Annotated in this window: 13 protein-coding genes; 8 read left to right on the forward strand and 5 right to left on the reverse strand. The window is 39.9% G+C overall.

Translation table 11 applies throughout. The features are described 5' to 3' along the window. Positions 1-7: 7 nt before the first annotated feature. The 6 genes from Q0A12_RS07590 to Q0A12_RS07615 all read left to right on the forward strand — a co-directional run bounded on the left by Q0A12_RS07590 (position 8) and on the right by Q0A12_RS07615 (position 4,508). Positions 8-955 (forward strand): phosphoglycerate dehydrogenase, encoded by a 948-nt coding sequence (locus Q0A12_RS07590; RefSeq protein WP_291292059.1) that lies wholly within the window; start codon positions 8-10, stop codon positions 953-955. Then, on the forward strand, positions 952-1,368 hold the full coding sequence (locus tag Q0A12_RS07595; RefSeq protein WP_291292060.1) for a PTS mannose transporter subunit IIAB: 417 nt from the start codon (positions 952-954) through the stop codon (positions 1,366-1,368). Before Q0A12_RS07590 ends, Q0A12_RS07595 begins: the two co-directional genes overlap by 4 nt. 3 nt (positions 1,369-1,371) lie before the next feature. After that, positions 1,372-2,262 (forward strand): dihydrodipicolinate synthase family protein, encoded by an 891-nt coding sequence (locus Q0A12_RS07600; RefSeq protein WP_291292061.1) that lies wholly within the window; start codon positions 1,372-1,374, stop codon positions 2,260-2,262. Positions 2,263-2,344: 82 nt separating this feature from the next. Continuing rightward, positions 2,345-3,430, forward strand: a complete 1,086-nt coding sequence (locus Q0A12_RS07605) for a helix-turn-helix domain-containing protein (protein WP_291292062.1) — start codon at positions 2,345-2,347, stop codon at positions 3,428-3,430. Between the two features lie 4 nt (positions 3,431-3,434). After that, a complete protein-coding gene (locus tag Q0A12_RS07610; RefSeq protein WP_291292063.1) occupies positions 3,435-3,896 on the forward strand; it encodes a PTS sugar transporter subunit IIB in 462 nt (153 codons plus the stop codon). Positions 3,897-3,911: 15 nt separating this feature from the next. After that, positions 3,912-4,508 carry an SIS domain-containing protein gene (locus Q0A12_RS07615; protein ID WP_291292064.1) on the forward strand — a complete coding sequence of 199 codons (597 nt, stop codon included), beginning with the start codon at positions 3,912-3,914 and terminating at the stop codon, positions 4,506-4,508. 319 nt (positions 4,509-4,827) lie between these two features. On the opposite strand, the gene argH is transcribed toward Q0A12_RS07615, so the two are convergent. Together argH and Q0A12_RS07625 are read right to left on the reverse strand one after the other, a co-directional pair. Beyond that, positions 4,828-6,207 carry an argininosuccinate lyase gene (gene argH / locus Q0A12_RS07620; protein ID WP_291292065.1) on the reverse strand — a complete coding sequence of 460 codons (1,380 nt, stop codon included), beginning with the start codon at positions 6,205-6,207 and terminating at the stop codon, positions 4,828-4,830. A 59-nt stretch (positions 6,208-6,266) separates the two neighbouring features. Beyond that, the gene (locus tag Q0A12_RS07625; RefSeq protein WP_291292066.1) at positions 6,267-7,481 is read right to left on the reverse strand and encodes an argininosuccinate synthase; all 1,215 of its coding nucleotides are present in this window, start codon (positions 7,479-7,481) and stop codon (positions 6,267-6,269) included. Between the two features lie 399 nt (positions 7,482-7,880). Here Q0A12_RS07625 and rplM point away from each other — a divergent pair, with 399 nt between their 5' ends. Together rplM and rpsI are read left to right on the forward strand one after the other, a co-directional pair. Next, positions 7,881-8,327 (forward strand): 50S ribosomal protein L13, encoded by a 447-nt coding sequence (rplM, locus tag Q0A12_RS07630; protein WP_323133793.1) that lies wholly within the window; start codon positions 7,881-7,883, stop codon positions 8,325-8,327. A gap of 15 nt (positions 8,328-8,342) precedes the next feature. Next, positions 8,343-8,735 carry a 30S ribosomal protein S9 gene (gene rpsI / locus Q0A12_RS07635; RefSeq protein WP_003128901.1) on the forward strand — a complete coding sequence of 131 codons (393 nt, stop codon included), beginning with the start codon at positions 8,343-8,345 and terminating at the stop codon, positions 8,733-8,735. 22 nt (positions 8,736-8,757) lie between these two features. Here the strand turns inward: rpsI and Q0A12_RS07640 are convergent, their stop codons facing one another. The 3 genes from Q0A12_RS07640 to Q0A12_RS07650 all read right to left on the reverse strand — a co-directional run bounded on the left by Q0A12_RS07640 (position 8,758) and on the right by Q0A12_RS07650 (position 11,276). Then, positions 8,758-10,053, reverse strand: coding sequence for a site-specific integrase (locus Q0A12_RS07640; RefSeq protein WP_291292067.1), 1,296 nt, complete (start codon positions 10,051-10,053; stop codon positions 8,758-8,760). Positions 10,054-10,118: 65 nt separating this feature from the next. Next, entirely contained in the window at positions 10,119-10,394 is a 276-nt protein-coding gene (locus Q0A12_RS07645; RefSeq protein WP_002340127.1) for a helix-turn-helix domain-containing protein, read from the reverse strand. A gap of 39 nt (positions 10,395-10,433) precedes the next feature. Beyond that, on the reverse strand, positions 10,434-11,276 hold the full coding sequence (locus tag Q0A12_RS07650) for a Rep protein (protein WP_035020830.1): 843 nt from the start codon (positions 11,274-11,276) through the stop codon (positions 10,434-10,436). Between the last annotated feature and the right edge of the window lie 239 nt (positions 11,277-11,515).

An 11,515-nucleotide genomic window follows, 5' to 3' on the forward strand; every position in this document is an offset into this window, starting at 1 on the left:
AACGTAAATGAAGATAGTCATTACACCTCGCGGCTTTGCAAACTATGGGGAAAAAGAATTGGAAAAAATGCGGTCTCATGGTTTTGAAGTCAGCTATAACAACACTGGATTAGCTTACTCGCCAGAAAAGTTTTTGGAATTATCTAAGGATGCGGATGGAATCATTGTTGGTGTCGATCTTATTGATCAGGCATTTATCGATCAGTGCCCACAGTTGAAAGTGATTTGTAAATTCGGAGTAGGATTAGACAACGTTGATGTCGCATATGCGGAATCGCGAGGAATCTATGTGGGACGAACCATTGGCTCTAATTCTATTGCTGTCGCAGAACATGTCATGGCGCTAATTTACAGTGAATCAAAAAATATTTATGAAACGGTCCGTGAAGTCAAAGATGGATTATGGCAGAAACCTACAGGCAGAGAGTTATATGGAAAAACAATTGGTATCATTGGTTTTGGTGCGATTGGAAAACAATTAGCACGACAAGCGCAGGGGGTGGGGATGCATGTTCGGGTCTATGATGTTTATGATGTGCCGGTTGAAGAGCTGAAACAGTATGATGCACAGCAATTAGCATTGGAACCATTGCTGCAAGAATCGGATTATATCTCCCTACATTTACCTTTAACGGAAAAAACCAAAAATCTAATCTCAACTGCTGAATTAAAAATGATGAAGGACGATGCTTGTTTAATCAACACGGCACGGGGAGGGATTGTTGGTGAGGAGGCACTAGCAACTGCTTTGACTGAAAAAAGTATTCGGAGCGCTTGTTTTGATGTCTTTAGTTCAGAGCCGCCGAAACCCGGAGAACCATTGCTTGCTCGAGAAAACTTTTACCTGACACCCCACACAGGTGCCAGAACGATTGAGTCGGAAGCAAGAACCTGCGAAATTTCAACAGATATTGTTTTGAGCAAATTGCTAAACTATGAAGGAGAAAGAGAATGACTAATTTGAATCTAGTCGTAGCAACGCACGGATCATTTGGTGCAGAATTGATTCGTTCTGCTGAAATGATCGTCGGAAAGACGGTGAATGTCTATAGCCTATCACTGCTTCCCGATAAATCTTTTGAAAACTTTTTGACAGAAGCCAATGAATTATTTGAAACCATTAGTGGGCCAACGATTGCTTTAGTTGATCTATTTGGAGGAACACCCTCCAATGTACTGACGGCGTTGACCAAAAAATACCAGCATAAAGTGGTGACTGGTGTAAACTTGCCAATGTTTATTGATTTATATATGAAAGGCACAACTGCCGAGACGATTGATCTGGATGTATTTGTTGAGAGTTGTTTTACTGTTGCAAAAGAAAGTGTTGTTTTAACGAATGAACAGTTACTGAGTGAAGGAGACTAAAGGATGTTTGAAGGAATCATTACCCCAATTGTCACCCCTTTTTATAGAGATGCAGCTGAAACCATTAATTATGAGGCAATGGAAAACTTGGTGGATCATCTGATTGAAAAAGGTGTGTCTGGAATATTCCCCTTAGGAAGTAATGGGGAATTTCATGTGTTAAATTCAGAAGAAAAAATGGCTTTTTCAAAAGCAGTCATTGATCATGTGGCAAAACGAGTGCCTGTTTATGTCGGAACCGGGGCATGTTCTACAAAAGAAACGATCGAACTATCACAAAAAGCGGAGTCGCTAGGTGCCGATGCTTTATCCGTCATCACTCCTTATTTTATTACGCCCTCCGATGAAGAAATTTTACAACATTATCAAAAAGTAGCAAATAGTGTAAAAATACCAATTATTCTGTACAATATTCCTAAGAATACCGGTTGTAATATTTCAAAAGCAGTATTAAAAGAATTGGCAAAATTACCTAATGTTTTAGGAATTAAAGACAGTAGCGGCGACTTAGACAATCTAAAAGGGTATTTAGAGGTAACAGATGGTACAGGTGTTAAAGTATTGATTGGGTCCGACTCGAAGATTTTAGATGGCTATAAGTTAGGTGCATCAGGAGCAATAGCTGGAACCAGCAATTTGATCACCGAAACCATCGTGCATTTGGATCAAGCGATTCGAAAGAAGGACTGGGAATTAGCTGAGACACTACAAAATGACATTGAAGCGTTGCGAGGAGCGTTGAAATTAGGAACGGTCCCTTCAATATTAAAACGATCACTGGAACTGGCTCAAATCGCGGAAGTAGGCCCCGCTCGTCGGCCGGTCAAAGAAACAACAACATCCGTTGATAATAAAATTTTAACCATGCTAAAGTACTACAATTTGACGAATTAAGTGCAATAATTCTTTAAAAATTTGTTGATAAGCAGTGTTATGTTTATGCTGGATCCCTATTTTTTAGCTTGAGGTGAATATAATGAATTTGGAGCAAATTTTTAAAGAATTTATTATTGTTGTACAAGAAAATCCCAAATATACCATTGGCCTTATAGATAATTATGGAAAAGTTATTTCCTGCAGTGATGAAGAAAAAGCTGGTTCACGGATTGATCTAAGCCAACAAAACAAAGACGATCATTTTTATAAACTCACTGTTGAAGGAAAAGACTATGGTTATTTGTGGGTCAATGGACAGGATGACAGTCTAAGCATCGTAGCAAATTTGTTGTCGGAGTCACTTAAAACGAGAATCATTTTTGAGATGAATCAAGAAGCAGCACGCCAAAGCTTAAGTTTGGAAGAGCAGTTGATCAAAGCGCTGATTACTACGCGGAATTTTAGGATCGATGAAGTAGTGCGACTGAGTCAAGAGCTGCATATTGATGGAACTAAGCCTAGAGTTGCTATTCGTATAGTCAAAGAAACGGCATTTGACGTTCAAGAAGTAACAGACTTGAAGTATAAGATTAATGAAGACGAGACCATTTATTCACTAATGGCAGATAATGAAATCATTATGTTTAAAGTCGTTCCTAAAAATTTGATGGAATTGACGGTTAAAGAATACTTAGACAGCTTTATTCATGACTTGCAGGAATGGGGGCTAAGCGACTGCTATTTTTACGTTGGCAGTGTTCAAAATAAGACGCGGCTTTTCCAGTCAAGTTACCAGCATACCATGTGGTTAAAAGAAAATCTTGCAATGAATGGACCAAAAATCGTTCACTTTTGGGATTATGTCTTGAACTATTTGGCAAGTAGAGTCCCGCAACAAGACATAACGGGTTTGTTTGATTATTTGAATGGTGTCATCAATAAAATTGATACGGCTGAACTGATCAGCATTGCAAGACAGTTGTATATAAACGATTACAATTTGACACAGACAGCAGAGAGTTTGTTCTTACACAAAAATACATTAGTCTATAAAATCAAGCGGTTTGAAGAGTTGTTTCATATCGATATTCGTGGAAGTTTTCAAGGGAAGATTCAGTTTTATTTATTAGCAAATTATTTAAGTGACAATGACAAGCGTGAGCAGGCAGGTGAGATCTATGAGTAAGAGAGTGAAATTAGTCAGAGTGGACAAACGCTTATTGCATGCAACTGTAGCATTGAATTGGAATAATTTTATCAATGCTAGTGATATCCTGATCGTGGATCCTACTCATAAAAATGACCCTTTCCTAGAGAAAGTCTTGCAGCTCAGTATTTCTAATAAAAGTAAAGTTAGTATCTTCTCAGTTGATCAATTACTAGACTTTTTAGCACAAGACAGCGAAGAAAAATGCAATGTGATGATTATCTTTAAAAATATTAGTGCGCTAAGAGAAGCCGTGAATAAGGGATTTTCTTCAAAAGAGGTACAACTACCTTATCCGGCAAGCCGAATTCTCTTAAAGAAAATCGATGAGTACTTTACAAAAGAAGAAGTAACAGCGATACGTGAAATCCAAGGGAAAGGTATCAAATTTTTCTTTCAAACGACGCCTATGGATACGAAAGATTATTCAATTTTCAATAAATAGAAATCAGGTGAAGAAATGGCATTGGGGTATGATCAGTGTGTATTAGATGAATTGGCGATAGCGATGAACAACATCGATGAGGCATCTTTAGAGGCAGCAAAAGAGTTGATTCTTAAAAGCGAAGCTGCAGGGGGACGAGTCCATGTAACGGGAATCGGCAAGCCTTCTTATGTCGCAGGTTATGTGGCGTCGCTGTTTTCATCTACGGGTACGCCAAGTTACTTTTTAGATGGAACAGAAGCTGTCCATGGTTCAAGTGGGCAAGTAAAAGCAGGGGATGTAGTGATCGCTATTTCTAACAGTGGCGAAACCAAAGAGTTGCTTTATACGGTTGAAACACTTAAAAAGAATGGCGCCAAAATGATTGGTGTTTCCAAAAGAAAGGACTCTACGCTAAGTCATTTGTCAGACGTCTCTCTATGCGTGGCCGTCCATAAAGAAGGGGATCCATTAAATAAGCCACCTCGCTTGTCTGTATTGGTCCAAATCATTGTCTTACAAAAGCTATCTTTACTCTTGCAAGAAACTCGAAAATTAACTCCAGAGATGTATGTGCAATGGCATCCAGGAGGTGCGATTGGCGAGTCGCTAATACAGCAGGAAAATTGCTAAAGGATACGAATTTTGATTAGATGATTTTTGATTAAGATAGGTAACAATCAAAAGGTAAGGTGTTCTTAATCCAACAGGTACTTGTATAGGAAAACGATAACAATTTTTTCACTATCAGAATGTATAAAGCACAGGCTTTCGTATTTCTGATAGACACAAAAAAGGCTTTGACAGAAGTCCTTCAGCAAACAGAATAATCAAACGATGAGATTGTCTCTGCAGTTAGCAGAACCGATTCGCAAATAGGCAATGGCTCACACCATTCATTTATCATCGCTGGAATTATTTTGTTTAGCTAGTTCTTCTGCAGCCTTTTTTTTTATGCCAATGCAAGGGATTGTTTGGCGGCTTTAATCTGTTGTTTGACTTGGTCAAATCCGGTACCACCGTAAGAATGCCGGTTCTTGACCGCCGTATAGGAGTCTAGTTTATCGTAAATGTCAGATTCGATCACTGGCTGGACCGCTTGATACTCTTCTAGTGGGATATCCTGCAAATAAATGCCTTTACTGAGGCACTCACTCACCAACTTACCAACGATTTCATGGGCTTGCCGGAAAGGAATTCCTTTACCTGCTAAGTAATCCGCCAGTTCAGTAGCATTGGAAAAGTCTTTTTCTGTCGAACGTTTCATTCGCTCATGGTTGACTTGCATCGTTTGGATCATTCCAGTCATGATCTGCAAACTTTGCAGGATGGTTTCGGTGGTATCGAACATACCCTCTTTGTCTTCCTGGAAATCTTTGTTATAAGCCAAAGGCAGACCTTTCATGACCGTCAATAAACTAAAAAGATTGCCATAGACACGTCCTGTTTTGCCGCGGATCAACTCCGCCATGTCAGGATTCTTTTTTTGCGGCATGATTGAACTACCAGTAGAGAAAGTGTCCGTCAATTCCACGAATTGAAACTCATGGCTGCACCATAGAATCAACTCTTCACAAAAGCGAGAAAGATGCATCATCAAAATCGCAGCATTACTCAAAAATTCCAGAATAAAATCACGGTCACTAACGGCATCCAGACTATTGCTGTAAATAGAGCCAAAACCTAATTCTTGCGCACTATAGGCACGGTCGATAGGAAATGTGGTGCCAGCCAATGCAGCACTGCCTAGGGGCATGATATCGATCCGAGTGAGACTTTCTGTAAATCGTTCTTGATCGCGGGTCAACATGCTGTAATAGGCTAACAAGTGATGGGCAAAAGAAATCGGCTGTGCATGCTGCAGGTGAGTATAGCCGGGCATGATCGTGTAGATATTGCTTTCAGCTTGCTCCACTAGTACGTGACGGAACGCCGCAATCAAGTCGATGACTTCCTTTACCACATCCTTCAAGTACAAGTGCATATCCGTCGCAACTTGATCATTCCGACTCCGAGCCGTATGCAGTTTGCCAGCGACGGGTCCAATTTCTTCATGTAAAAAGGTCTCGATATTCAAATGAATATCTTCGTTCTCAATCGAAAAGGTCAGTTCACCAGCTGCCAATTTCTCTTGGATCGTTAACAAGCCTTGAATGATTTTGTTGCCATCTGCTTCATCAATGATCCCCGTGTGGATCAGCATTTTGACGTGAGCCAAACTGCCTTGAATGTCCTGTTTTGCTAATAATTGATCGAAAGGAATCGACGCTCCAAAGGCATCGATCCATGCTTCATTTTTGCCGTCGAAACGACCGCCCCATAGTTTTGCCATTTTGCTCACCTCGAAAGAATCGCGACTTCACCCTCAAAAGGCGAAAATCACCTCATTAACTACATCAGTGTTTCTGTGAATTGCTGTTGTGCCTGAATCTCTGCATGGACCTTGCTAGGCAGTCCCCATAATTTGATGAACCCAATCGCCGCATGTTGGTCGAAGGTGTCGGCAGAGGTATAAGTTGCCAAGTTTTCATCATAAAGACTGTTCTCCGATTTGCGTCCTTCACAGATGACATTGCCTTTGAACAATTTCAAACGCACGACGCCATTGACATAGACTTGTGTACTTTTTAGAAAAGCAATCAAGGCATCGGTTAATGGATTGAACCAGAGACCGTCATAGATCACTTGCGCCAGTTGCTGCTCGATGATTGGTTTGAAATGGGCTAACTCGCGAACAAAAACCAAGTCTTCTAATTCTTTATGAGCCGTCATCAGAGCCATTGCTCCCGGACATTCGTAGACTTCACGAGATTTGATCCCCACTAAGCGATTTTCGATATGGTCGATCCGGCCAATGCCATGTTCGCCGGCTAAACGATTCATTTTCATGATCAATTCGGCCAGATTCAATGTTTCGCCATCCAATGCGGTAGGAATCCCTTGATCAAAAGTAATTTCAACGATCGTCGGTACATCAGGAGTATCTTCCAATTCTTGCGTAATAGCATAAGCGCCTCTAGGGGGAGTTGCCCACGGATCTTCTAAGACCCCACATTCGCAAGCCCGTCCCCAAAGATTTTGATCAATGGAATAAGGGTTATCCAAATCGGCAGGGATCGGCACCCCTTTTTCAGCGGCATAGGCAATCTCTTCTTCTCGGGACCATTTCCATTCCCGAACCGGAGCAATGACTTTCAAGTGAGGGGCTAATGCGGCAATCGCGACCTCGAACCGGACTTGGTCATTTCCTTTACCGGTACAGCCGTGAGCAACGGTAGTCGCTCCTGTAGCGATAGCTAATTCCACCAACTTCTTGGCAATCAATGGACGAGAAAGGGCAGAGACCAGCGGATAGGAGTTCTCATAGAAGGTATTCCCTTGTAAGGCAATCAATGCAAAGTCTTGGGCAAACTCTTCTCGGGCATCAATCGCATAGGATTCGATGGCACCCACAGCGAGCGCCTTGTCTTTGATCGATTGTGTATCACGGCCTTCGCCGATATCCAAACAACACGCCACTACATCAAATCCTTGATCTGTCAGCCATTTAATGGAAACAGACGTATCAAGTCCACCAGAATACGCTAAAATTACTTTTTCTTTCATCATGATTAACTCCCATCCTTAAGTTCAAGTAAGATGAAGCTATCGTAACAGAATAAAAATAAGAAATCAAGAGAAAAAGTAAATATTTATACAATATGTTCGCGAGAGGATTCTTGTGACTGCTGTTTATTAGCGGTTTGGCAAAGAAAATCAATGGCATTACTTGGAAGGAGTATACAAAATATACGTAATATTTGTATAAAAGTACAATTCGATTTTATAGAAACGACAGTGAAATTTTTCGGAAAAGATTTGAAGGGGAATTTCAAAAAAATAGCGAAACACGTTGACATATGGCGCTTAAGACGGTATTATGTTATATGGTATTGTTTGCCCCATGAGAGCCCCGGAAACTCAAGTGTATGTCAAACATTCGTGAAATTGAATTGGAGGAAAAAAATCGTGCGTACAACATATATGGCCAAACCAGGCGAAGTAGAACGTAAATGGTACGTAGTAGACGCAACTGATGTTCCTATGGGACGCCTTTCAGCAGTTGTGGCATCTATCTTACGTGGTAAAAATAAACCAACATTCACACCTCATGTGGATACAGGTGATTTTGTAATCGTCATTAATGCAGAAAAAATCAAATTAACAGGTAACAAAGCAAGCGATAAAATTTATTACCGTCACTCAAACTTCCCAGGCGGATTGAAATCAGTCACTGCGGGAGAATTACGTGCTAAAAATTCTCGTCGTTTGATCGAAACTTCTGTTAAAGGCATGCTTCCTAAAAACACTTTAGGACGTAAACAAGGAATGAAACTTCATGTTTATGCTGGCGCTGAACACCCACATGCTGCACAACAACCAGAAGTATTGGACATCACAAACTTAATCTAATAGGAGGGAATTTCATTGGCACAAGCTCAATATATCGGCACAGGCCGTCGTAAAAATGCAGTAGCTCGCGTACGTTTAGTACCAGGTACTGGTAAAATTACTGTTAACAAAAAAGATGTTGAAGAATACATCCCACACGCTGACTTGCGTGAAGTAATCAACCAACCATTCGGCGTTACAGAAACTAAAGGATCATATGATGTTTTTGTAAACGTAAATGGTGGTGGATATGCTGGACAATCAGGTGCAATCCGTCACGGTATCGCACGTGCATTGCTACAAGTAGATCCTGATTTCCGTCTAGCTCTTAAACGCGCTGGCTTACTTACTCGTGACGCACGTATGGTCGAACGTAAGAAACCAGGTCTTAAAAAAGCCCGTAAAGCTTCACAGTTTTCAAAACGTTAAAAACAGCTTTATATCAATACTTTCAGGCGTTTCGCAATCCAGTTTGCGAAACGTCTTTTTTTGAGTTGACACCATTGTTGACACCATTCCGGTCTGACTCTTTTTGAGACAATTTACGATAGGCAATTTCACCAATGGGCATTTGAATCACGTTTGGTGTATTTACATAAGTTCGTGTGATGTTGGTATCGCTGTGAGTCAATGCCTCAGAAATTTGTTCCAGAGCCACACCAGCTTGTTTGGCTAAAGTTGCCCCAGTATGCCGTAACTTGTGTGGAGTCGCATGGGTAAGGTGTTTATGTCGTCGCTCAATGGACTTCATACGGTAGTTCAAATAATCTGTATGAAGCCTTTGATTGATATTCCCTTTATCATCAAAGAAGGTAAAGAGTAGCTGTTCTTCGGTTTGTTCGAATTCAAATTGAGCTAGTTCTTCTTTTTGTTGGACTTTCCACTGTTGAAGTAATTGCTTTAGCTCATTTGGAATATGGAAGATTGTCGTTTTATTCCCTTTTGTGCTTTTTTCATTGCCAAATTTATCCAAGGCTTTTCCAATCGTAATCTGGGAGGTAGTGAAATTCACGTTCTTCCATTTGATAGCGTAAGTTTCTGATTTTCGATCAGATAAAAAGAAGGTAGTTAGAAATAATACATAGTCTTGTAAAGTCAGTTGTCCACTTTCGTAATCACTTTGGACGGCAGTTAGCCATTCTTGAAGTTGTTCAAAGGAAAGGTATAAATCTTCTTCTTTCTTAGCTTCTTGTAATTGGTTTTTCTTAGTAGCATTGATTCGTTTAAGCGATTTTTCTAGTTTATTCCGTTCAATGTATTCAAGCTCTTCTGCCCAATCGAAAATAGAATTAACGTAGCTACGTAGTATTTTGAAGTTTGCGTATTCGGCAGCCTTTTGAGTCATGATTTTTAGAACAAAGGCTTTGTTTTGATTCAGATAGTTCAACGTGTATTTTCCGAACATTGGTAAGATGTGAAGTCGAAAAATATCTTTTGTATTCGTGATTGTGACAGGAGTAGGAGACTTCGTGTTTCGAGAAGTTAAGCCAGCTGTATAAGCATCAATCCAGATATCTGCATAGAAATCTTTGAACAGTGCTTCGCCACCTAATTCAAAAGCGTTCTTTTCTTTGTTTTCCCGTAGCTCTTTAATCTTGGCATAAAAATCAATTTCTGCTGCTTTTGCCTCCTTTCTAGTTTTGAAAGTTTTAGAATAAAGTTTGTTTACGCCTATCATCTCTTGGATATCTTGTGGATAGTAAAGCCGTAAACGGTAAGTCTCATTTTCTGTTTTGCTAATTGCCATAGTATTTCCCTCCGAGTTTGCGAGCCGAAATCAAATACTATATATGGAGTATAACGATGTCGGAATTATTTTGCTAGGCTTGCTAGCCATTGATCAATGGCGATACGGTCAAATCTATTAGAACCGTGGATTTGAATAAGGGGTAAGCCCTCTTTAATCCAGCCATCTAACGTATTATTGGAAACTTGTAGATAGTTACAAGTCTGCTTCTTATTCATATAGCGGTGTTGCAGGTTTTCCTGTGTCTTAATTTTTTCGATTTCAGTTGTGATTAAATCAGATAGTTGAGTAGAAATGATGCCCATCTGGTCATCACTGAGTAAAATTTTCATTTCGGTCATATTCTCACTTCCTTTGAATTTTGCGTAGGGAATAATGAATTATTTTTTTATCTTGGTATAGCGAACAGTGCTTTCTTGAAAATCCATCACTTGTTCTGGAGTTCCGCTTTCGTTTATCGCACTGTAAAATATCGGACGTCTTACGAGGTACTCATTGGTATAAAGTACGTCTTGATTTGTGGTATCAAAGGGTTGCTCCACCAGTTGTTTTGTGACGCTGGGCACTTTGAGGTTGCGGGATTTGAAGAAGGCTTTTTTCTTATGCTCTTTCATATCCAAATCTTTATCGAAGTATTTGCTGATATAGCGCCCACGATTTTCGATACTATCCACATCAATCTTGTTGATTTTGACAAATCCATGTCCCCAGATCGTAGTAAGACGATTCACGGATATGAAAGGGAAGGTAAATAAGATAATGTGGTAATGGATCGCACCTCGTTCTTGTTTTTCCCACGTGGCTAGGTATTTTAGATTTGCTTTTTTTGTGTGATAGAGTTTGTAGTTTAGTCGTTTGATAAATTTTTTAAATTCATTATTCGCATAAGCAATGTCTTGAATGTTTTCTCTGAAAGTGAGGGTTAAAAATTTTGTCTGATTGTCAAAATTTGTGTCCACGAGTCGGGCGATTTCAAAACGCATATTTTGATAGTATTTTTGTTTTCGTTTTAAACTGTCGTATTGTCCTTGGGCAGATAGTTCATCATAGTTTTTTCTTTTGTCGGTAGTCGTATCTTCTTCATAAAGCCAAGCTAATTCTTTTTGTCGTTTTGGGTTGGTTTCATTTTTGTCTGCTTTTTGTTTGGGAGTAATGATTGCTTCATAATCATAAATTTCAAGGTACGTGGGAGTTTCAATGATTTTCTGATTATAAGCTTTCAAAAATCATCACTCCTTGGTGAGTATTCAGTTGTCAAAGAACCATCATTTTTTCTCCTGATGTTGTTCTATAAATCAAGTTAAGGGGAAGTCCTGCAAAGCAGTCCTTCCAGCCTATGTTTTTATTGGGCGGTTTTAACGGACAGAAGCGGCTCTATGGCGCTGCCCCGCCGTTTCGTCCTAACCACCCAACAAACTCATAGGAAAATTAGTTTTGCGTAGTGGACCCTTGTTTTTTCGGA

Source organism: Enterococcus sp., assembly GCF_022711995.1.
Taxonomy (GTDB): Bacteria; Bacillota; Bacilli; order Lactobacillales; family Enterococcaceae; genus Enterococcus_D.

Excerpts from the sequence above, each read along its gene's own strand:
- Q0A12_RS07590 (WP_291292059.1), top strand. The coding sequence starts at position 8 with ATGAAGATAGTCATTACACCTCGCGGCTTTGCAAACTATGGGGAAAAA.
- Q0A12_RS07595 (WP_291292060.1), top strand. The coding sequence starts at position 952 with ATGACTAATTTGAATCTAGTCGTAGCAACGCACGGATCATTTGGTGCA.
- Q0A12_RS07600 (WP_291292061.1), top strand. The coding sequence starts at position 1,372 with ATGTTTGAAGGAATCATTACCCCAATTGTCACCCCTTTTTATAGAGAT.
- Q0A12_RS07605 (WP_291292062.1), top strand. The coding sequence starts at position 2,345 with ATGAATTTGGAGCAAATTTTTAAAGAATTTATTATTGTTGTACAAGAA.
- Q0A12_RS07615 (WP_291292064.1), top strand. The coding sequence starts at position 3,912 with ATGGCATTGGGGTATGATCAGTGTGTATTAGATGAATTGGCGATAGCG.
- argH (WP_291292065.1), bottom strand. The coding sequence starts at position 6,207 with ATGGCAAAACTATGGGGCGGTCGTTTCGACGGCAAAAATGAAGCATGG.
- Q0A12_RS07625 (WP_291292066.1), bottom strand. The coding sequence starts at position 7,481 with ATGAAAGAAAAAGTAATTTTAGCGTATTCTGGTGGACTTGATACGTCT.
- Q0A12_RS07640 (WP_291292067.1), bottom strand. The coding sequence starts at position 10,053 with ATGGCAATTAGCAAAACAGAAAATGAGACTTACCGTTTACGGCTTTAC.
- Q0A12_RS07645 (WP_002340127.1), bottom strand. The coding sequence starts at position 10,394 with ATGACCGAAATGAAAATTTTACTCAGTGATGACCAGATGGGCATCATT.